This window comes from Pseudomonadota bacterium, assembly GCA_041395565.1.
Classification (GTDB): domain Bacteria; phylum Pseudomonadota; class Gammaproteobacteria; order UBA9214; family UBA9214; genus UBA9214.
Genome location: JAWLAI010000003.1, coordinates 167187 through 188060 on the forward strand (window position 1 = coordinate 167187; position 20874 = coordinate 188060).

The 20874-nt window shown below is 65.7% G+C and carries 23 protein-coding genes and 1 pseudogene; 4 read left to right on the plus strand and 20 right to left on the minus strand.

Annotated elements, in window-relative coordinates:
- Positions 1–88: 88 nt before the first annotated feature.
- The 9 genes from R3F42_04025 to lysA form a co-directional block, all read right to left on the minus strand.
- Positions 89–763: an SCP2 sterol-binding domain-containing protein gene (locus R3F42_04025; protein ID MEZ5541193.1), complete on the minus strand. Its 675-nt coding sequence runs from the start codon at positions 761–763 to the stop codon at positions 89–91.
- On the minus strand, positions 747–1490 hold the full coding sequence (ubiE, locus tag R3F42_04030; GenBank protein ID MEZ5541194.1) for a bifunctional demethylmenaquinone methyltransferase/2-methoxy-6-polyprenyl-1,4-benzoquinol methylase UbiE: 744 nt from the start codon (positions 1488–1490) through the stop codon (positions 747–749). Before ubiE ends, R3F42_04025 begins: the two co-directional genes overlap by 17 nt.
- An 84-nt stretch (positions 1491–1574) precedes the next feature.
- Complete coding sequence (locus tag R3F42_04035) at positions 1575–1940, minus strand: DUF971 domain-containing protein (GenBank protein MEZ5541195.1); 366 nt, start codon at positions 1938–1940, stop codon at positions 1575–1577.
- A 49-nt stretch (positions 1941–1989) separates the two neighbouring features.
- Positions 1990–3318: an ATP-dependent protease ATPase subunit HslU gene (gene hslU / locus R3F42_04040; GenBank protein ID MEZ5541196.1), complete on the minus strand. Its 1329-nt coding sequence runs from the start codon at positions 3316–3318 to the stop codon at positions 1990–1992.
- 76 nt (positions 3319–3394) lie between these two features.
- Complete coding sequence (gene hslV, locus R3F42_04045) at positions 3395–3937, minus strand: ATP-dependent protease subunit HslV (GenBank protein ID MEZ5541197.1); 543 nt, start codon at positions 3935–3937, stop codon at positions 3395–3397.
- A 406-nt stretch (positions 3938–4343) separates the two neighbouring features.
- The gene (gene xerC / locus R3F42_04050) at positions 4344–5246 is read right to left on the minus strand and encodes a tyrosine recombinase XerC (GenBank protein ID MEZ5541198.1); all 903 of its coding nucleotides are present in this window, start codon (positions 5244–5246) and stop codon (positions 4344–4346) included.
- A 27-nt stretch (positions 5247–5273) separates the two neighbouring features.
- Positions 5274–6011, minus strand: a complete 738-nt coding sequence (locus R3F42_04055) for a DUF484 family protein (GenBank protein ID MEZ5541199.1) — start codon at positions 6009–6011, stop codon at positions 5274–5276.
- Positions 6008–6838 carry a diaminopimelate epimerase gene (gene dapF / locus R3F42_04060; GenBank protein MEZ5541200.1) on the minus strand — a complete coding sequence of 277 codons (831 nt, stop codon included), beginning with the start codon at positions 6836–6838 and terminating at the stop codon, positions 6008–6010. The genes R3F42_04055 and dapF overlap by 4 nt, the downstream gene beginning before the upstream one ends.
- A 247-nt stretch (positions 6839–7085) precedes the next feature.
- Positions 7086–8336, minus strand: coding sequence for a diaminopimelate decarboxylase (lysA, locus tag R3F42_04065; protein MEZ5541201.1), 1251 nt, complete (start codon positions 8334–8336; stop codon positions 7086–7088).
- 271 nt (positions 8337–8607) lie between these two features.
- Here lysA and R3F42_04070 point away from each other — a divergent pair, with 271 nt between their 5' ends.
- Positions 8608–9282 carry an alpha/beta hydrolase-fold protein gene (locus R3F42_04070; GenBank protein MEZ5541202.1) on the plus strand — a complete coding sequence of 225 codons (675 nt, stop codon included), beginning with the start codon at positions 8608–8610 and terminating at the stop codon, positions 9280–9282.
- Between the two features lie 23 nt (positions 9283–9305).
- Here the strand turns inward: R3F42_04070 and R3F42_04075 are convergent, their stop codons facing one another.
- The 4 genes from R3F42_04075 to argH all read right to left on the minus strand — a co-directional run bounded on the left by R3F42_04075 (position 9306) and on the right by argH (position 12981).
- Complete coding sequence (locus tag R3F42_04075) at positions 9306–9854, minus strand: hypothetical protein (GenBank protein MEZ5541203.1); 549 nt, start codon at positions 9852–9854, stop codon at positions 9306–9308.
- Between the two features lie 131 nt (positions 9855–9985).
- Positions 9986–10597, minus strand: a complete 612-nt coding sequence (locus R3F42_04080) for a carbonic anhydrase (protein MEZ5541204.1) — start codon at positions 10595–10597, stop codon at positions 9986–9988.
- Between the two features lie 119 nt (positions 10598–10716).
- On the minus strand, positions 10717–11532 hold the full coding sequence (locus R3F42_04085; protein ID MEZ5541205.1) for a diguanylate cyclase: 816 nt from the start codon (positions 11530–11532) through the stop codon (positions 10717–10719).
- Positions 11533–11583: 51 nt separating this feature from the next.
- A complete protein-coding gene (gene argH, locus R3F42_04090) occupies positions 11584–12981 on the minus strand; it encodes an argininosuccinate lyase (protein MEZ5541206.1) in 1398 nt (465 codons plus the stop codon).
- Positions 12982–13077: 96 nt separating this feature from the next.
- Between argH and R3F42_04095 the strand changes: the two genes are divergently transcribed.
- Positions 13078–13605, plus strand: a complete 528-nt coding sequence (locus R3F42_04095) for a LytTR family DNA-binding domain-containing protein (GenBank protein MEZ5541207.1) — start codon at positions 13078–13080, stop codon at positions 13603–13605.
- A 148-nt stretch (positions 13606–13753) separates the two neighbouring features.
- On the opposite strand, the gene R3F42_04100 is transcribed toward R3F42_04095, so the two are convergent.
- Positions 13754–14281, minus strand: coding sequence for a thioredoxin fold domain-containing protein (locus tag R3F42_04100; GenBank protein MEZ5541208.1), 528 nt, complete (start codon positions 14279–14281; stop codon positions 13754–13756).
- Positions 14282–14310: 29 nt separating this feature from the next.
- Here R3F42_04100 and hemC point away from each other — a divergent pair, with 29 nt between their 5' ends.
- Positions 14311–15240, plus strand: a complete 930-nt coding sequence (gene hemC / locus R3F42_04105) for a hydroxymethylbilane synthase (protein ID MEZ5541209.1) — start codon at positions 14311–14313, stop codon at positions 15238–15240.
- A gap of 44 nt (positions 15241–15284) precedes the next feature.
- Complete coding sequence (locus R3F42_04110) at positions 15285–16049, plus strand: uroporphyrinogen-III synthase (protein ID MEZ5541210.1); 765 nt, start codon at positions 15285–15287, stop codon at positions 16047–16049.
- A gap of 158 nt (positions 16050–16207) precedes the next feature.
- Here R3F42_04110 and R3F42_04115 read toward each other — a convergent pair whose 3' ends face one another.
- From R3F42_04115 to R3F42_04140, 6 genes and pseudogenes are all read right to left on the minus strand, one after another.
- Positions 16208–17518, minus strand: coding sequence for a DUF839 domain-containing protein (locus R3F42_04115; protein ID MEZ5541211.1), 1311 nt, complete (start codon positions 17516–17518; stop codon positions 16208–16210).
- 271 nt (positions 17519–17789) lie between these two features.
- Positions 17790–18473, minus strand: coding sequence for a hypothetical protein (locus R3F42_04120; protein ID MEZ5541212.1), 684 nt, complete (start codon positions 18471–18473; stop codon positions 17790–17792).
- Positions 18474–18692: 219 nt separating this feature from the next.
- Entirely contained in the window at positions 18693–19142 is a 450-nt protein-coding gene (locus R3F42_04125; protein MEZ5541213.1) for an NUDIX domain-containing protein, read from the minus strand.
- Positions 19143–19158: 16 nt separating this feature from the next.
- Positions 19159–19578 (minus strand): cupin domain-containing protein, encoded by a 420-nt coding sequence (locus R3F42_04130; protein MEZ5541214.1) that lies wholly within the window; start codon positions 19576–19578, stop codon positions 19159–19161.
- A gap of 308 nt (positions 19579–19886) precedes the next feature.
- On the minus strand, positions 19887–20393 hold the full coding sequence (locus tag R3F42_04135) for an endonuclease (protein ID MEZ5541215.1): 507 nt from the start codon (positions 20391–20393) through the stop codon (positions 19887–19889).
- 139 nt (positions 20394–20532) lie between these two features.
- Positions 20533–20823, minus strand: a pseudogene (locus R3F42_04140) (DUF2130 domain-containing protein).
- Positions 20824–20874 lie beyond the last annotated feature (51 nt).

A 20874-nucleotide genomic window follows, 5' to 3' on the forward strand; every position in this document is an offset into this window, starting at 1 on the left:
GGGCTAACCCGGGTTTTGTAGCTGCATCAATACGCGACATACCTGTTCTATCCATGCTGTCAACGCAGCCGCGGCCGGCGCTGGCGCGCTATGCGGGCTGCGTGTCCTCATCGCGGCTCTGCAGGCGCCGGATACGGGCCGCCAAGCGGTCTGTATCCGTGCGCAGGCGGGCGACGTCGGCGGCGAAGTTCTCTATCTCGATGCGGGCCGGCAACAGGCGCAGCTCTTCCCTGAGATAGTCGCCGATGTCCTGCTCCAGGGTCAGCCGACCATGCCGCAGTACCCTGCCTGCCCGGCGCGCGGCGTTGCCCAGCCGGCGGGCGATGGCATCGCCGGTGAGCCGTGCGAGCTGTTCCTCCCAGTCGATGTCCATCGCGTCGAGGATGGCCTTGAATTCCTGCCCGGTCTCGACGTCGCCGCTGATAGTGACCGCGCCGCTGAACAGGGGTGCGCCACTGTCGCTGCCGAGCCCTAGCCGCGCCAGTGCCAGCGGGCTGCCGTGCAGCATGGTATCGGGCGGGCCTTCGTGCGTGCTGCTGACGTGCAGCCCGTGATCGCCGGGATACAGGTACAGCTGCAGGCCCAGTCCGGTGATGTCGATGCCGATGCAGCGTCCTTCCAGTGCCGCCATGCGGGCACGATTGTCGGGATCGAGGCCCATCCAACCATTGGCGGCGGCCTCGAGCGCATGCACGAGGCCCGCCGGCAGGGCGAATGCGCCGGATGCGGGCCGGTCGCGCTCGTGTTCAGAATCGGTAACCACGGTGGATGGCGACGATGCCGCCACTGAGGTTATGCCAGTCGCATTGCTCGAAGCCGGCTTGTTCCAGCATGCCCTGCAGCGTTTGCTGGTCCGGGTGCATGCGGATGGATTCGGCCAGGTAGCGGTAGCTGTCGGCGTCGCGTGCGACCAGCTTGCCGAGCCGTGGCAGGATGCTGAAGGAATAGAGGTCGTAGGCCGGTTTGAGCAGCGCTACGGGGCGCGAGAATTCCAGCACCAGCAGGCGCCCGCCCGGGCGCAGCACCCGGTGCATCTCGTTTAGCGCCTGCTGCTTGTCGGTGACGTTGCGCAGCCCGAATGCGATGGTGACCAGGTCGAAGCTGCGGTCGGGGAACGGCAGCTGCTCGGCATTGGCCTGCGCAAAGGTCACGTTGGCGCTGATGCCGTGATCCAGCAGGTTGCTGCGACCGTTGTTCAGCATGGCGTCATTGATGTCCGACAGCACGATGTGACCCTGCGCGCCGACGAGCGGCGCCATCAGCCGGGCCAGGTCGCCGGTGCCACCCGCGAGGTCCAGGATGCATTGTCCTGGGCGGATGCCCGCCATGTTGACGGCATAGCGTTTCCACAGCCGGTGTACGCCGAACGACATGAGATCGTTCATCAGGTCGTAGCGGTCGGCGACTGAATCGAATACCGCGCGCACGCGCCCGGCCTTCTCGGCCACGGGCACGTTACGGAATCCGAAATGGGTCATCTTCTCTGGCATGGCGGCCTGACTGTCTGGATTTATTGTTAATTTACCGCAAAGGCGCACGGCGCGCAGGGGAAAATACCGCTGCGGCCGCGGTCGTCACTGCGCCTTGCGGGGGTGGCCGGCGGCGGCCAGCCGCGCCAGGTATTCCTGCCAGTAGCGCGCCTGGTGCTTGCCCAGGTCGTAGAGGGTTTCCCAGGAATAGATGCCGGTATCATGCCCGTCGTCGAAGGTCGGCTGGATGGCATAGGTGCCGACCGGTTCGACGCGCGTGATCATGACGTCCTCCTTGCCGATCTGCAGCACGCCCTGTCCGGGCCCGTGCCCCTGCACCTCGGCCGACGGCGAATGCACGCGCAGGAATTCATAGCTCAGCGAGAAATTCTCGCCGTTATCGAAGGTGATCTTCAGGACACGCGATTTCTGGTGCAGGCTGATTTCTACGGGTTTCGGGGTGCCGGGCATGGTGCTTCCTTCTTCAGGGTGTGGTGTCGGTACGGCGCAACAGGCGTGGTCAGAGTATATACCGGCTCAGGTCTTCGTCCTGTACCAGTGCGGACAGGTGTTCGTCCACATAGTCCGCATTGATGCGGGCGGTACTGCCGGCGTGGTCGGTTGCCTCGAACGAGATCGACTCCAGCAGCCGCTCCATGACCGTGTGCAGGCGCCGTGCGCCGATATTCTCGGTCCGGGCGTTGATGTTGCTGGCGATTTCCGCGATCCGCTCGATGCCGTCGGGGCTGAACTCCAGCGCCACGGCCTCGGTGGCGAGCAGCGCCGTGTATTGTTCGGTCAGCGAGGCGTCCGGTTCGGTCAGGATGCGCACGAAATCCGCGGCATTGAGGTCGTCCAGTTCGACCCGGATCGGCAGGCGGCCCTGCAGTTCCGGGATGAGATCGGACGGCTTGGACAGGTGGAACGCGCCCGAGGCGATGAACAGGATATGGTCGGTCTTGATCATGCCGTGCTTGGTGGTGACCGTGCAGCCTTCCACCAGCGGCAGCAGATCGCGCTGCACGCCCTCGCGCGAGACGTCCGGACCGCTGCTCTCGCCGCGTCGTGTGACCTTGTCGATCTCGTCGATGAACACGATGCCGTTCTGCTCGACATTCTCCAGCGCCCGGTGCTTGAGCTCGTCCTCGTTGACCAGTTTCGCGGCCTCTTCCTCGGTCAGCAGCCGGCGCGCGTCGCGGATGCGCAGCTTGCGGGTGCGGCTGCGCTTGCCGCCCATGTTCTGGAACATGTCCTGCAGCTGGCCGGTCAGTTCCTCCATGCCGGGCGGTGCCATGATCTCCACGCCGACCGGGGTTGCCGCCAGCGTGATCTCGATCTCCTTGTCGTCGAGGGCGCCCTCGCGCAGGCGCTTGCGGAATTTCTGCCGGGTATCGGATTCAGCCGGCCCGGCCTCGTCCGGGGCCATGCTCCTCGGCGCGGGCAGCAGTGCGTCCAGGATGCGCTCCTCGGCGGCATCCTCGGCGCGGTGGCTGACCTTCGCCATGGCAGCCTCGCGTTCCATTTTCATGGATGCGTCGACAAGATCGCGGATGATCGATTCAACATCGCGCCCTACATAGCCAACTTCGGTGAATTTCGTTGCCTCTACCTTGATGAAGGGGGCGTTGGCCAGTCGCGCCAGACGGCGTGCGATCTCGGTCTTGCCCACGCCCGTTGGCCCGATCATCAGTATGTTCTTCGGCGTGATCTCCGGACGCAGGGATGCGTCCACCTGCATGCGGCGCCAGCGGTTGCGCAGGGCGATGGCGACGGCGCGCTTGGCGGCATCCTGGCCGATGATGTGCTTGTCCAGTTCCTGGACAATCTCTCTGGGGGTCATTTCCGACATGTTGGCTGCAGTTGCTGAATGTATTTCGCCGCGGGCGAACGGTTGCTTAGGGTTGAGTGATTCTCGGGTGTCGAGTTCAGGCCGTCGCGAGCTCTTCGAGCACCAGGTTGCCGTTGGTATAGATGCAGATGTCGGCGGCAATACGCAGGCCCGTCGCGGTGATGGCGCGCGCATCGAGTTCGGTATGCTCCAGCAGGGCGCGGGCGGCCGCCTTGGCGTAGGCCCCACCCGAACCGATGGCCATCAGCGACTGCTCCGGCTCGATGACATCGCCGTTGCCGCTGATGATCAGCGAGGTCTCGCGGTCGGCCACGGCCAGCAACGCCTCGAGATTGCGCAGCATCTTGTTGGTGCGCCAGTCCTTGGCCAGTTCGACGGCGGCACGGGTCAGCTGACCGCTGTGCTTCTCCAGCTTGGCCTCGAACAGCTCGAACAGGGTGAAGGCGTCGGCGGTGCCACCGGCGAAGCCAGCGATCACGCGGTCGTTGTACAGCCGGCGCACCTTGCGGGCGTTGCCCTTCATCACCGTGTCGCCCATGGTGACCTGGCCGTCACCGCCGATGACGACGCTGTTGCCGCGTCGCACCGAGAGTATGGTTGTCCCGCGAAACTGATCCACCTGCTGACTCCTGCCGGCTCAAGGGCGCCCGATTGTACACCATAGTATTGGGGCGGTCGGTCCGATCCCAATGGCGGACCGAATACCCGGGCGAATGACGGTCACTCAGCGGTCGCTGCCATCACACAGCAGCCAAAAATTCGTGTTAACGCCAAATAAATAGTTTTCACCAATTCATGTCTAGTCCGGTCCGGGTGTTGCCGTGGCGACGGTCCATTACCTCCGGGGTGCTGCTGCGGGCGGGAACGGGGGGATTGCGGAATGGCTGTTGCCGGCATCGTACGCCGATGCATCGTTCAGATTTTAATGAATAAATAATTAATAATTATAGTTGAATATAAATCTGTTGTTATCGCAAATCGGCGATGCCGTGGCAGATCCGGCCACTGTCGCGGGCAGGCACGACTCAGGTATCGCGGAGCTTGCGAGCCCGCGGATGGGCCTGGTCATAGACCTGGGCGAGGTGCTGGAAGTCGAGGTGGGTATAGATCTGGGTGGTGCTGATGTCGGCATGTCCGAGCAATTCCTGCACGGCGCGCAGGTCGCCGCTCGACTCCAGCAGATGACTGGCGAAAGAATGGCGCAGGGTATGCGGGTGCAGGTTGCCCGGCACCTGACGCAGGCGGGCCCGCTGCCGGACGCGTTGCTGCACGGCGCGGGCGCCCAGCCGGCGGCCGCCGCGACCGGTGAACAGCGCGGATTCGCCGGGGGCGGCGGGGCGGACGGCACGCCACGACCGCAGCGCCGCGACGGCCTTGGCGCCGACCGGCACGACCCGGGTCTTGGCGCCCTTGCCGGTGACGCGCACCACGCGCTCGTCGAGATCGACATCGCCGAGATCGAGCGCGACCAGCTCGGCCAGGCGCAGGCCGGATGAATAGAACAGTTCCAGGATGGCGATATCCCGCACGATCAGCGGATCGTCGCTGTGCCCGCGCAGCAGGCGGTCGAGGTCGTCCACCCCTAGGGTTTCGGGCAGGTGGCGCGGGGTACGCGGGGCCTGCACGTCGAGGCCGGGGTTGCTGCGTACGGCACCTTCGCGCAGCAGATAGTTGAAGAAGGTGCGCAGGGCAGAGAGCCGGCGCTGGATGCTGCGGCCGCTGAGCCCGCGCCGATGGGCCTGGGCGGCATATTGGCGCACCTGGCGGGCATCGAGCCGCTGCCAATCATGAATGTCCTGGTCACGGCACCAGGCGAGCAGTTCCTCGAGGTCGCGCCGGTAATGTCGGTGTGTGTTGGCCGCCAGCCGGCGTTCGGTCTGCAGGTGATGCAGGAAGCGCGCTATCCAGGCGGCGGCGTCGGCGCTCACGGATGGCTGGCAGGGCGGTGGTCTGCCTCAGGCTTCCTGCCCGGCAGGCGTCATGATGCCGATCTTCTTGGTATGCAGGGCCAGCAGGGTGCCGAGCAGTTCCCCCAGGTGGGTCAGGAACAGCGTGCCCATGCCGGGATGAAAGTGGCTGGCCTCCTGGCTGCCGATGGCGAGCAGCCCGAAGCCGCATTTCTGGCCCAGCGGGACCAGGGCGGCCGACTCGATGGCCTGGGCCTGGTCGCCGAACAGGTACTGCAGCTGTTCCTTCTTGAACCGGCCGCACTGCGGGCGCGCGCTCTTGAGAAAGGTTTCGAAGTGTTCCAGGTCGGGGCTGTCCGGGAGGAAGATCTCGACGCCGTACTCGCGCGCCTGCACGTCTGACAGGCCGATGATGCGTAGGGTAACCGTGTCGGCATGGAATTCGCCGAGCAGGTTGTCCCGCAGCGTGTCCAGCAGCGCCTCCAGCGAGTTGCAGCCGATCAGGTCCAGCGTCAGCTGGTGCATGCGCTCGTTCAGGCGGTTGTTGTCGCGCGCCACCTGCACCAGGTCCATCAGTTTGCGCTTGAGCTGGCTGTTCTGGTCGCGCAGCACCTTCACCTGGTGCTCGACCAGCGAGATCGCCGGACCGCAGCTATGGGGTATCTCCAGGCTCGCCAGCAGGCTGGTGTTGTTCTGGAAGAACTCCGGGTTGTCGCGCAGGTAATCGGCGACGGCCTTCTCGTCCGGCGGCTCGGCCACCGGGCGGGTCTGCTGCGATGTGGTCATAGCTGGATGCGCCCCTGGTATACGGTCGTGGCGGGTCCCGTCATCATAACCGGATGCCCCTCGCCAGGCCAGCTTACCACAAGTTCTCCGCCGCTCAGGATCACTTTCACCGTTTCATCCAGCTCCTCCCAGAGCCGTCCGGCCACCACCGCGGCGCAGGCGCCGCTGCCGCAGGCCAGGGTCTCACCGGCGCCGCGCTCATACACGCGCACATGCACCGTCGCTTCATCCAGGATCTGCATGAAACCGACATTGACCCGCTCCGGGAAACGCGGGTGGCGCTCGATCAGCGGACCCAGGGTGGCCACGGGCGCCGTGGCGATGTCTGCCACGAGCAGCACTGCATGCGGATTGCCCATGGAGAGGGCGCCGATCTCGTACGGCCGTCCCTCCACCTCCAGTGTGTAGTGCGTCGATTGCAGCGCCGCGGCGAACGGGATCTCGGCCGGCGCCAGCCGCGGCACGCCCATGTTGACGGTGATCTGGCCGTCCGGGTTGCGCACCAGCTCCAGTATGCCGTTTTGGGTTTCGACCCGGATGCGCGGCTTGTCGCTCAGGCCGCGCTCGTGCAGGAACTGCATGAAGCAGCGCGCGCCGTTGCCGCACTGGGCGACCTCGCCGCCGTCGGCGTTGAAGATGCGGTAACGGAAATCGGCTGCCGCCGAGCTGGCCGGTTCCACCAGCAGCAGCTGGTCGCAACCGATGCCGAAATGCCGGTCCGCCAGCCGGCGCACCGTTGCGGAATCGAGCGCGACCTGCTGGTTGATGGCATCGATCACGACGAAGTCGTTGCCGAGGCCGTGCATCTTGGTGAATTCGAGGCGCATGGTCGAATCGTGCCATGGATTGCAAGAAATATCTCGCACAATGTCGCAAAGCCGCAAAGATTCAACGCCACGGAGAACACAGAGGATCGATGGCTTCCGGTGCCCGCTCCCGGCAAGCACAAGCGCGCTTGATACACGCCATCTCGGATACCGTATGCGGGCCGTGTATATGCCGGAACCGCGCACGGGGGCAATCGATTCACTCCGTGCCCGCCGGGCAATGCGCGTGGTTGCGCGATACCGGCAGCTATGCCGGCAGCAGGTGCTCGCCGCGGTACAGGTCCTCGACGCGCTCGCGTTCGCGCACCACATGCACCCGGTTGCCGTCCACCATGACTTCGGCCGCGCGCGGCCGGGTGTTGTAGTTGGAGCTCATGCTGAACCCGTAGGCGCCAGCCGAGCGTATCGCCAGCAGGTCGCCCGTGGCGAGGTGGAACACGCGCTCGCGGCCGAGGAAATCGCCCGTCTCGCATACCGGTCCGACGACGTCGTAGACCGTGCCCGTACCGGTGCGCGGCTGTACCGGTTCGATTTCATGCCAGGCATTGTAGAGCGCCGGCCGCGCCAGGTCGTTCATCGCGGCATCGATGATGGCGAAATTGCGGTGCGCGGTGTGCTTGAGGTATTCCACGCGCGTGAGCAGGATGCCGGCATTGCCGGCGATGGCGCGGCCCGGCTCGAGCAGGATTTCCTGGGTGCGTCCGCCGAGACGCGCCAACAGGGCGTCGACATAACTCTCGGGCGAGGGCATCACGTCATCCGGGCGATAGGGGATGCCCAGCCCGCCGCCCAGGTCGATGTGCGCCAGACGGATCCCTTCCGCGTGCAGGCGATCGACCAGGACCAGCACGCGGTCCAGCGCATCCACGAACGGCGTCACTTCCTTGAGTTGCGAGCCGATGTGGCAGTCGATGCCGGTGATCTGCAGGTGCGGCAGCCTGGCTGCCGCACGGTAGGCATCCAGCGCCGCGTCCACTGCAATCCCGAACTTGTTGTCGCGCAGACCGGTGGAGATATAGGGATGGGTCTTCGCGTCGACATCGGGATTGACGCGCAGCGAGACCGGCGCCGTCCTGCCGCATGCGCCGGCGACATCGTTGAGACGCTCCAGCTCGGCTTCGGATTCGACGTTGAAGCAGCGGATGCCGGCCTCCAGCGCCAGGCGCATTTCGTCCGTGCGCTTGCCCACCCCGGAAAAGACGACCCGGCCGGTATCGCCGCCGGCGGTCAGCACGCGCTGGAGTTCGCCGCCCGAGACGATATCGAAGCCCGAACCGAGACGGGCGAGGGCCTGCAGCACCGCCAGATTGGAATTGGCCTTCACCGCATAACAGATCAGGTGCGGGTGTGCGGCCAGGGCGTCGTCGAATACGTGCCAGTGGCGCTCCAGTGTGGCACGCGAATAGACGTAACAGGGCGTGCCCACGCGCTGCGCGATTTCGTCGAGGGGGACCTGCTCGGCGTGCAGGACGCCGTCGTGATAGCGAAAGTGATCCATGTCTTACTCCCGGGTATCCGGGTCCTGCTGCGCAGCCGGCGGCGGGGCAGGCGTGGCCGGTGGCGGCGCTGTTTCCGGTTGCGGCAGGTACAACGGGCCGGTCTGACCGCAGCCGGCCAGGCAGGACAAGAGCAGCAGGAGCAGGGAGCGAGCGGGCATGGAGTCTCGGTTCATAGGCACCAGATGCGAGTATACGTGGACACTCCGGCAAACCCAATGCGCCCCGCGTCCGGGGGTGAACATCGCACCCGGCCTCGGGCATACTGGATGCATGACGACAACCCTGCTCGATGCGGTCGAGATCGATCCACCCGGCAAGCCGCGCGCCAGTATCCTCTGGCTGCACGGGCTCGGCGCCGACGGGCACGATTTCGAACCGCTGATACCCCAGCTCGACATCGTCGAGCGCCTCGGTGTGCGCGTGGTGCTGCCGCATGCGCCGCGGCGCCCGGTGACCATCAACGCCGGCCTGCGGATGCCGGCCTGGTACGATATCCTCGCGCTCGATTTCCGCATGCGCGAGGATGCCGCGGGTATCCGCGCCTCGCAGCAGCAGCTGGAAGCGCTGATCGTGCGCGAGCTCGATGCGGGCATACCGGCGGGTCGCGTTGTGCTCGCGGGGTTTTCGCAGGGCGGCGCGATCGCACTGCACACCGGGCTGCGCTATCCAAAGCCGCTGGCCGGCATCCTGGCGCTGTCCACCTACCTGCCGCTTCGCGACACGCTGGCCCGCGAGGCCGCCACGGCCAACCGCGCCACGCCGATTCTGATGCTGCACGGCACCCTCGATCCGGTCGTGCCGCTGCCGCTGGCGCAGTCGTCGCGGGATGCGCTGGTGCAGCAGGGGTATGCCGTCGACTGGCTCACCTGGCCGATGGCGCATGCGCTGTGCGCGGAGGAAGTGCAGGTCATCAGCACATGGCTGGACCGCCTGCTGGGCGGCTAATCAAATCGCCAGAGCGCAATCGGTCATGGCGTGTCCGCCGTCCGCGCGCCTGCGGGAGGTTGGATTTCTGCTGCAATCCGGGTAATGGAGACGGCTATGCACTGCATCAGCAGGTTTTCGATATCCGCACTTATGCCCTTGCCGGACGGCGGGATGTCGTGATTGACCCACCAGCCGCGATTGCCCACGGTACCCTGCATGTCGCACTCGTAGTGTTCTCCTGCCGCAGTTGTCTCGGCAGTTTCGACCGCGATGGCCAGTGGAACGGAGACGCCCGCCAGCCCGGGTGCGATGGTGGATGTTCCGATCACCGGCTTGAGTGCAACGGTGAATTTCAAAATGACGACTTTTTCATCCCGGAGTCTGCCGCCAAGCCTGGCATCGATCTCACTGTCGAGTATCTGAATCGGCAACGGTGCCAGGGTATCGTCGCCGTACTGTATGTACGTGACGCCGTCACCCCGCGTGAGCTTCATGTCAGGGGTCCTGTTATCCACCACATGACGCAGCTCGCCGGTGAACCGTGCGGCTGTGGACAGCTGCACCGGCTCGATCGGTTTCGTTTCCTGCATTGCACAACAGGCCAGCGCTAGCGCGGCAACGGCGGCTGTCGTGGAACAGGAAGGTGTTATCACGGTTCTTATTACAGTCTAGGTGCGCGCGTGCATCCTGCCGGTGGCGGCGGTCCACTGCGACCTGCGGATCACTCGAAGAACTCCACTGCGCCCGTTTCCAGCGAGTATTCCGCGCCCACGATCTGCAGTCTGCCCTGCTGGATCAGTTGTTCCAGCGTCTGCGAACCATGCTGCAGATGGTTTACCGAGGCCAGGATGTTGGAGCGGATCGAGGCTTCCAGCAGTTGCTCCGGGTGCTCGTGCAGTTCGGTTTGGAACAGGGGTTCGATTGCCGGCCGTATGCGATTCACGATCGACAGGACATTCAGCGACTGCGGCTTCGCCGGCAACATCAGCTCATCGATAGCTGCGGTGACCGCACTGCACATCGAATGCCCGAGCACGACAACCAGCGGCGTCCCGTAGCGTTCCGCGGCGAATTCGACGCTGCCGATCTGCGAGGGTGCTACGATATTGCCGGCGACCCGGATCACGAACAGGTCGCCCAGGCTCTGGTCGAAGATGATCTCTGCCGGCACCCTGGAATCCGAACATCCCAGTATGATGGCGAACGGCGCCTGCCCCTGGACCAGGTCGGCCCGCTGCATCTGCTTGACGATCGCATCGATGCTGCGCACACCTGCTACAAAGCGCTGGTTGCCTTCCTTCAGCCGCTGTATCGCCTCACTCGCAGCAATCATCGTTCACTATCCGTCACTCTTGTTGGCGCCGGGTTGCGGGTATTCGGACGCAACGAGAGCCGCTCCGGCCCAGGTGCACCGTCATAGACTGTGAACCGGTCCCGGCAGCACCGGCCGCGTCACACCGCGATCGAGCGCCCGCTTTCATTGCTGCGCGCTTCCAGCAGTGCGGCCTCGGCCCGCTCCAGCATGCTGTCGGCGTCGTCGTGCTTCTGGCACTGGGTGATGCCGAAACACGCCTGCAGTTCTGCGCCGAGCGATCCACTCAGTCCGGCCACCTGGTCGGCGAGCTTGTCCACCAGCTGCAATGCCGCGTCCTGGGTGGTTTCCTGCAGCACCAGCACAAAGTCGTAGTCGCCGTTGCAGCCGATCAGGTCCGCCCAGCGGGTCTGGTCCTTGAGCAGGTGCGCGACCTCGATCAGGGCGCGCTCGCGTTCCTGCTGGGGATTGCTGACCAGGCTCATGGCAACCACGGTGAGCGGGTGATTGTAACGGCGGCAGCGCGATACCATCGGTTCCAGCGTCACCTGCAGGCCGTATTTGCTGAGCAGCCCCGGCAGCTTCTGGTCACGCATGGACTGGCGCGCGAGCTGTACGGCGAGCGCGTCGCGCTCCTGTTTCAGGCGCAGGCGCTCGGTGTGGTCCTGGTAGAAGCGCACGATCATGTCCGGGCGGTCGCTGACGCTGACGGTCTCTACGGCGAACCAGCGTTCGTCGCCGTCTGGCATGACCCAGCTGACCAGCGAGCTGGTCGCCAGCAGCGGCGTGATCAGGGCCTCCGGCTGCGGGTCGCGGCCCAGGCCGTCGGCGGCCGCGCCGAGCAGGTCGGCGAAGGCACGGTTGAAGTAGCCGATCCGCCCCTGTTCCTCGAGCAGCATCGCCATCGGGCAGTGCTCCAGCAGCAGCAGCGCGGCGCTAAGCGGTAGGTCATTCATAGGCATCGTGTGGTCGTGGTGTCATCGTTGTCGTTTGCCGGCATGTCGCGTTCAGTACTGTGCCAACCGGGTACGCGCGGCGGCGACGGCCTTGCGCACCTGGGCGGGCGCGGTGCCGCCGAGATGGTCGCGCGCCGCGAGAGAACCTTCCAGCGAGAGTACCGTGAACACGTCGTCGCCGATGGCGGGGGAGAACCGCTGCAGCTCGGCGAGCGTCATCTCGGCCAGGTCCCGCCCGCTGTCTATGCCGTGGCGCACGGCGCGCCCGACGATCTCGTGGGCATCGCGGAACGCGATGCCCTTGCGCACCAGGTAATCGGCTAGGTCGGTGGCGGTGGCGAAGCCACGGCGCGCGGCGGCCCGCATGTTGTCGCGCTTCACGACCAGTGCGGGCATCATGTCGCCGAACACGCGCAGCGCGCCGGAGAGCGTGTCGACGGTATCGAACAGCGGCTCCTTGTCCTCCTGATTGTCCTTGTTGTACGCCAGCGGCTGGCTTTTCATCAGGGTGAGCAACGCAACCAGGTGGCCGGTGACGCGCCCGCTCTTGCCGCGTACCAGCTCCGGCACATCGGGGTTCTTCTTCTGCGGCATGATGCTGGAACCGGTGCAGAAACGGTCCGGCAGGTCGACGAAATCGAACTGCGCCGACGACCATAGCACCAGTTCCTCCGAGAAGCGCGACAGGTGGGTCATGACCAGTGCCGCAGCGGCGCAGAACTCGATCGCGAAATCGCGGTCGCTGACCGCGTCCAGCGAGTTGCGCGCCGGTGCCTCGAAGCCGAGCAGTTGTGCGGTGTAGGCACGGTCGATGGGGAAGCTGGTGCCGGCGAGCGCGGCCGCGCCGAGCGGCATGACGTTGACCCGGCGGCGGCAGTCGAGCAGGCGCTGGTGATCGCGTTCCAGCATCTCCTCCCATGCCAGCAAATGATGACCGAAACTGACGGGCATGGCGACTTGCAGGTGGGTGAAGCCCGGCATGATAGTGTCGGCTTCGCGCTCGGCGCTGTCGACCAGCGCACCCTGCAGGCGGGTGAGCTGCGCGGCCAGGGCGTCGATCTCGTCGCGCAGGTACAGGCGCAGGTCGGTGGCGACCTGGTCGTTGCGCGAGCGCCCGGTGTGCAGCTTCTTGCCGGTCTCGCCGATGCGCTCGATCAGGCGCGCCTCGATGTTCATGTGGATGTCCTCGAGCGCGACCGACCACTGGAACTCGCCGCGCTCGATCTCGGCCAGGATGCCGTCGAGGCCATCGACGATCCGGGCGGCCTCCTCGGTGCTGAGGATGCCGACATGCGCGAGCATGCGCGCGTGCGCCTGTGATCCGGCGATATCGTGACGGTAGAGCCGGTGGTCGAAACCGATCGAGGCGGTGAAGGCCTCGACGAAGGCATCGGTCGACTCGGTGAAGCGGCCACCCCAGGGTTTTACGGCAGGAGTCTCGTCGGTCATGGTCGTAGCGGCTATTCGGACAGCGCGCAGTATATCGAATCCGCGCCGGGAATGCGTTCGCAGCGAGCAGGTCCGGGGCCCGTGGACGCGGCGCCGATGAGCAGGGCTGCGGCGCTAAAGGTCCTGCGCCTGGATGGCGCCAGCCCGGAGTACGCGCGGCTGTGCCGGCTACTGGATGGCGGCGCTCGCACCGGGACGGTCGCCGGACTGGCAGAGCTGCTGGCACTGGCCATGCCGGGCGATCTGTTGTTGCTGCAGCCGTGTCAACGCCAGGCGCGCCGGCTCTGCGTGCGTGTCCCTGACGGTCTGCGGCAGCTGCCGGTCGCGGAGGTGCGCTATTTCCAGGCCGAGGACAAGTACGTCTGGGCGCGTACCGCGCAGAACCGCCTGCTGATCCGTGCCGCCCTGGACTCGCTCGCGCGCGAGTATGCCGGTCATTTCGTGCGTATTCACCGCAACGCCCTGGTCGCCAGGCAGTATCTCACCGGCCTGGTTGCGGCGGGCCGTGGACCTTACCGCGCCAGCCTGGCCGGCATCGGCGAAACACTCCCGGTCAGCCGGCGCCGGCTGGCGGCTGTGCGCCGACTGGTGCGTGCGGGACAGGGTGCCTGTGATCTCCGGTGATCACCTGGGAACCTTATGATTCATTGGATGTTTACGTTCGTTGCGCGCTGTGCGGCGGGCGCCAGCTGTCTGATTTCACGGCGGGGCTGGCTTGGTCGCCCTGCACGCGCACAGGCGCTGCAGGCACCCGCTACGCCTCCGGTTCAGCTCAGCGTACCGGTTCGCAGCCGGCGAAACGGACCGGGCTGCCCGGCTCGCGGACCTGCAACAGCGCGGTGTCGATGCAGGCATCGAGGTAGCCGCCGAACAGCTCCGGGGTATTGATGCCCTTCATGCGTTCCGCCACCTCGTGCCCGCTGCCGTCGATGAAGACAAGGGTCGGGGTCACCCAGGCCCTGTAGCGGGCCGCGATCGCGCTGGCCTCGCGCCGGGTACCGTCGAAGTCGGTCACGTGCTGTCCGATATCCAGCAGCAGGCGCCGGATGATCACCTTGTCGTCATACTCCCCGCTGATCAGCATGGGCACGAGAAACTCGCGCTCCAGTTGCCGGCAATAGCTGCAGCTGACCGCGCTGAATTCCAGCAGGATCGGCACGCGGCGCGCCTGCGCCAGGCGGCCGTCGGCCTGCAGGTCGGTGCCGTAGGGTACATCCACCCCGGCCGCGGCCGGCGCGACGACGGTGAGCCAAGTTACTGCACTCGCCGCCACAAGCGGATAGAATAACTGTCTGAACATTCATCTATTTAGAGACCGGAGCAGGATCGATGTCAACACAGCGGCTGCGCATCGCGACACGCAAGAGCCCCCTGGCGCTATGGCAGGCGGAACACGTGCGAGCGCGGTTGCAGGCACTGCATTCCGGGCTGGCGGTCGAGCTGGTGACCATGACCACCCAGGGGGACCGGGTGCTCGACAGCCCGCTGGCCAAAATCGGCGGCAAGGGCCTGTTTGTCAAAGAGCTCGAGCAGGGCATGCTGGACGGCGCGGCGGATATCGCGGTGCATTCGATGAAGGACGTGCCGGCCGAACTGCCGGCCGGCCTCGAGATCCGGGTCATCCTCGAGCGCGAGGACCCGCGCGATGCCTTCGTCTCCGGCCGTCATACGGGCATCACCGCACTGCCGCAGGGCGCGCGGGTCGGTACGTCCAGTCTGCGCCGCCAGTGCCAGCTGCGCGCGCTGCGCCCGGATCTGGAGATCCTCGATCTGCGCGGCAATGTCGGCACCCGGCTCGGCAGGCTCGATGCCGGCGAGTACGACGCCATCGTCCTGGCCTGCGCCGGGCTGCGGCGGCTGGGCCTCGAGGCGCGCATTACCAGCGCGATCCCGGACGAGCTGATGCTGCCCGCGATCGCCCAGGGTGTGATCGGTATCGAATGCCGCAGCAGCGACACGCGGGTACACGGGCTGATCGATGCCCTGAACCATCGCGAGACGTCGATCCGTACCCGTGCCGAGCGTGCCATGAACGCACGCCTGGCCGGCGGCTGCCAGGCGCCGGTGGCCGGTTATTCCGAGATCATCGACGGCAACCTCGAGCTGCGCGGCCTGGTCGGCCGCCCCGACGGCAGCGACATCATCCGCGGCGCGATCACCGGGCCGCCGGAGGAGGCCGAGGCGCTGGGGCAGGAACTGGCGGAGGACCTGCTCGCACGCGGTGCCGATGCCATCCTGCGGGAACTCCTGGGTGACTAGCGGCAGCGGTATCCGCCACCCTGCCGGCAGGCGCTGAGCGGCGCATGGACAGCACGCCGCGTATTCTCGTGACGCGTCCCGAGGGTCAGGCACAGGGCCTGTGCGCGCGCATCGGGGCGCTCGGCGGCGTGGCGGTCGAACTGCCCACCATCGAGATCCGGCCGCCGCAGGACAGCGGCCCGCTTGAGGCGCTGGTCACGCGGCTCGATGCCTACGACCTGGCCGTGTTCATCAGCGTCAATGCCGTGCACTACGGGCTCGATTTCATCCTGGCGCGGCGCGGCTGGCCGGACAGTGTGCAGATCGCCGCGGTCGGGTTGGCCTCGAATGCCGCACTGGCGCAATACGGCCTGCAGGCTGCGCTCGTACCCGAACACGAGTACAGCAGCGAGGGGTTGCTGGCGCTGCGGGAACTGGCTGACATGCGCGGCCGGCGCGTCGTGATACTGCGCGGCAACGGCGGGCGCGACACGCTGTACGAAACCCTCCGGGCGCGCGGCGCGGCGGTGGAGTACGTCGAGGTCTACCGCCGCGCGCGGCCGGAGGCCGACCCGCAGGCGCTGCAGACCCTGCTCGCGCCGGGTTTCCTGGCGGCCATTACCGTGACCAGCAACGAGTCCCTGCAGAACCTGTTCGACATGGCGGGTGCGGCAGGCCAGCCACGGCTGCGCGAGATCCCGCTGGTGGTCGCCAGCCCGCGCCAGGCGGCGCTGGCCGCGCGACTCGGCTTCCGCCAGGGCGCGGTGATCGCCGGGCATGCCAGCGACGAGGCCATGCTGGCCGGCATCGTGCAGCTACTGGCGTTCTGAAAGGCGCTTCCTGCACCGGTTCGCGGCAGGACGCGGCTCCGCACGCGGGCGGGCATGCGCGTTGGCGGCGCCTGGGCCGCATGCATCGCAAAAAAAGCGGCCCGCAGGCCGCCTGAGGCAGAATGTTGTTGTATGCGGTTTTCGTTATCGCTCCGTCGCTACCTGTGTCCGCGAGCACGCGTGATGGCCCAGGTCGCATCGCCGTCATCCGCAACGGAATGCTGCACGTTGACGAAGAGGGTGCCGGGGTCGAACGGGCTGAAGTAGATGCCGGTGCCCTCGGCTTCCGGGTCGGTCAGTGAGGCGAACAGGTCGACTCGCTTCGACGCGCCATAGGCGTCGGTCCGGCTGCTGGCGAACCAGATGTCCGACGGCACGTTGTCCTCGACCATGACCAGGTCGCCGTTCGGGGCCTCGGCCAGGTTGTCCACGCTGTCGAAACCGGTCTGGAAGTCCGCGTCACCCGGACGACCGATCTCGACCGGTACGTTCACGCCCGGCTTGACGAAGTTGGCGACGGCCAGCGTCTGCAGGTCGATGGCGAGCACCCGGGCGTCGTACAGCTCGCCCGTGAAGGCCAGTGTGCCGCTGGCATTGGTCTGCGCATCGCGCGGCCCTTCGGTCACGGCGACGTACAGGGTATTGCCGATCACCTCGATATCCTCCGGGCGCTGGTAGCTCTGGCCACCGGCGGCGGTACCGGCCGCGCGCGCGGTCAGCGGATCGATCGGGCCGACCCAGGCGCCCTGACCGGTGCCGTCGAAACCATCCACGGCCAATGCGTACAGGCTGCCGGCAGACAGGTCGCCGTAGCTGTCCGGTACGAACCGGTAGATGCCGCCGCCGCAGGGCACGACACCGCTGCAGCCCTGGCTGCGACCGCGGTGCTCATCGACGACATAGACGTTGCCATCGCGGTCGACATCGATGCCCTCGTGGGCGATGCGGCCGACCGCGGGGCGGTCGACGACCTCGCGCGCCGACACGAGGTCGTCGTTGAGGAAGATCTCGAACAGGCGGCCACCCTCGACCTCCTCGGCGACCAGCAGCGTGCCCCAGGGTGTCCAGCGGATGCCGTCGATTGCATTCCAGGTACTGTCCTGCCACAGCAGCTTCGCCTTGCCGGTCTTCAGGTCCACCACCGACACCGAGCCGCCTTCCGGCTGGTCACGCACCTCATGCGTGGTGTACAGGTGCCGGCCGGCCTGCTTGCCGGTCTCGTTGACAGTATTCATGTCGTGCCAGTCGTCGCGACCGCCGTCATAGATGTTCAGGCTGTTCTCGTCGGCGACCACGTACTGGCTAAAGCCCTGCGGCACCTTCCAGGGCGCGGTCGCGTTCCAGTCTGCCGAGTTCGCGGAGGCAGCGATCGGCTTGAAGTTGAATCCGCGGTTGCCATCGGCAATGGCGATGCCGGAAGTCAGGAGTGCGGCCGCGATGGCGGTGGCGAGGTGATTGGGTTTGAGCATGGGTATCAGTCCTCGTGCTTGCGTCGTGAATGAGCGATGCGGTACCGGCGGCAGCAGCGGACTGCGCGTGGTCACGCGATCTGCGATTGGTCGGGCAGGACTGTAGAGGCAGGGTGTTATGATTTTCTGACTTCGGTGTGACAGATTTGTTAAGGCTGCGCGGCTGTTCGGCCATCTGCGCAGGTGCAGCCTGATACTCCCGGCAACCGCCGATCCGTTTGCCGGTGTGTGCCGCCGTGCGCTGACGCGCGCGGATGCGCGGCGGCGATCGCTACAGTGCCTTGACCTCGATGCGGTACTCGATGTCCTGGAGCATGCTGCCGTAGGCACCGCCCGGTCGGTGGTACTCCGCCCGGAAGGCGATGCGGTGACTGCCGGGCCTCAGCGGCTTGAGCATGACCCAGTAGCCGTCGGTTGCCGCCGGGTAGACCGTGGCGGGGTTGTAGCTGCCCGGCATCCTGGCGATCAGGTCGAAGCAGGACTCCGAAGCCGTCCTGAAAAAGACCGGGTTGACGTATTCGTGGTCATCCACGACCACCTTGAAACTGCGCAGGTACTGGTTGTTGAGCGCTGCGGATGCCTTCGCCTCTGCGCAGGTGAGTTCGGAGTCCGCGTTGCCCGGATAGTAGAGCATGTTGATCACGGGGAAGAACACATGCACGCCCGCCGGGATGGTGCAGCTGCGCCTGATTTTGGAGGATCCATAGCCGCCGGCGAGGAACCATACCGGTCCTGCCTGGTTGACGCCGCACCTGGCGCCGGTCCTGTCCTTGACGGGGCTCTCGCTGTCCGGCATGGACACTGTCCACTGCCACCAGGCGTTCGCATAGTCTGCCAGCGATTTGGCGAGCACAGGTTCATCCTGCACGATGCCGTCATCGGCCGGCGCCCGCGCGACCGTCAGCGCCAGCGCCAGGAGCAGGATGCGGGCGGGAGTCAATGGACCTCGTTGCATGCGGGCGGTTCCTGTTGCAGGTGCATGCCCGAGACAGGGCGGCAGCGCGGGATTATGCAATAGGGTCTGGGACCTATCTCAAAATTGGAAGATCCTTCGGCGGCCAAGTTTTTCGTCATTCCGGCGCAGGCCGGAATCCAGTGTTTCGCGGGCTTTCTGGATGCCCGCCTGCGCGGGCATGACGATGTAAGAATACTTGTACCAATTTTGAGACAGGTTCTAGTCAATGTTCAGATAAGCCAGCGTGTTCGGGTGTGCGTCCGGCATGAGCGGTTCCGTCAGCCAGGTCCAGGCGGAGTGCTGGTCGGCCGGCAGTTCGGACAGGTCGAAGGGACGCTGCGCGACGTAGGCCAGTACGACGTAATGCGTGGTCACGCCCGCAACCTCCGCGAAGTTGGTGTCGTAGAAATGTTCGTACACGCCGGCAAAGCGCACATCGCTCATGCCGAGGGCGCTGCCGAGTTCGTCCGCCGAGATGCGTGCCAGCGCCTGTGCCAGCGTTTCATTCTTGCGGATGCTTCCGCCCGGCACGAACCAGGTGCCCCGCGCCGGCTCGTTCACGCGCCGGCCGACCAGGATGCGCCCGGCGCGGTCGTGGACGATGAGATCGATGGACACCAGCGGCGTGTTGCGCACGACCTCCAGGAAGGCTTCCTTGCTGCGCTTCATGTGTGGGTCACCTGACTTATTCCTTCGGCGTGATGGCGGGAGGGGCACGGTCGCTGGCCGCGGTGGCGGATGCCTCCAGGTCTTCATAGATCGCGGTGCTGAAGCGGGGTGTGCAGATGGCCAGGAACACGAGGTCGTCCGCGCCGGTATTGGCAATGCGCTGCCGGCACAGTGGCGGAATCAGCACGACGTCGCCAGGGCCGACCGCACGCGGCGCCAGTGCGCCGATCTCGACAAGACCCGTGCCGCTGAGGATGCAGTAGCGCTCGGTGGTGTCGCGCAGCCGGTGCCAGCGCGTCGTGACACCGGGCTGCACCCGGGCGCGCGCGATGGACAGCAGCGGGTCTGCGTCACTGTTGGACAGCTCGGTGATATAACACTGTTCGTCGGTGAGGAACTCGGTGGCCGGGTCATGTTTTCTGATCGAGGCTTGCATCGGTCATCCTGTTGGTCAAGTGTCCGGGCCGACAGCTTCCGCAAACGGTCCTGCGGTGGCAACCTGTCCGCGGCGGGCATGCTGTGCTGGCGGGAGGGCATGAGAGCGACGGCGAGTCAGTTCCGTTGCGGCGATACAGCTATAAATACAGAGTTTGTGCAGCGCGTCAACCGGAACGATCCCGGGCCGCCGCTCCCCGGCGCGAGTCGCGCAATGTGCGCATGCATCGGGCTGTCGCTGCTGGTCGTGGCTGAAGGCACCGATGCACATGTTCAAAACGGCCACACACCAGTAACGACAGCAGGCACTCAGAGGGCATAGGACACGCTGTCATCGGTGATGACGATGCTGCCCGTGTCCACGAGTCGCTGTACCAATGCCTTCAGTTCGGATTCCGGCAGCCCGGTGGGAAACAGCGCGGCAATGGTCGTCTTCAGCGTTTCGACGCGGCGCGGTCTTGAGTGGCCCCGCAGCCTGAGGTTGGCGATGACCATGCCCAGCCTTTCCTCCATGCTGTGGGATTTTTTCGGTACCGTCGCTGTTGTCCCGGCCACTTTCCTGCCGGCGCCGTTGGGGCATTTGAACCGACCTTGCTGGTTCATGACCACCCTGACCTTTTCCTTCAGCGACATGCTGCCGAGCAGGGCGTTAACGGCCTTGCAACAAACCACACAGTTTCCGTCGCTGTTGCTGCCGCCCTTCGCGCTCGCCACCAGGTGCTCGACGCTCGCATCGCTCTGCGCCAACACGCTGTCGCAGAAGAAGCAACGCCCGCCCTGCGCGAACAGCAACCTGTCGATTTGTTTCGTTGGCATGGGAAATCCCTCCAATCCGGCTGCGATCCATAGCGCCTCAAGGCCGCTATCGGCCGCGCTTGCGGCCGCATTAGCGGATCACGCGCGGGAATTGCCCTGTGCCGTGCTGACGGTGAGATGAGCCGATGCAGCCGTTGCTTCATTCGGCGGTATCATCCGCCTCATCCTGTTGCAGCTCCAGCAAGGGAACGGATTGCACCGCGCTGCCGGCGATGCCGCGGATCGAGTGGTACATGTGGTTGGTGTTCAGCAGCACTTTCTGGATCTGCTTCTCGCGTTTCTTCCAGATACCCTGCATGGAGCGCTTCTCCGACTCCAGCTCGGCCTGCATCTGCGTGAAGCCCTCGACGATCGCCTCCACCTGCATGCGGAATTCGTTGCCGGTGAGAAAATCATAGAGCATGCCCATCATCTCGCCCTTGTTTTCCTGTGTGAATCAATCGAGTCAGACTCGATGAATTTCGTTTGACACTATTATTCA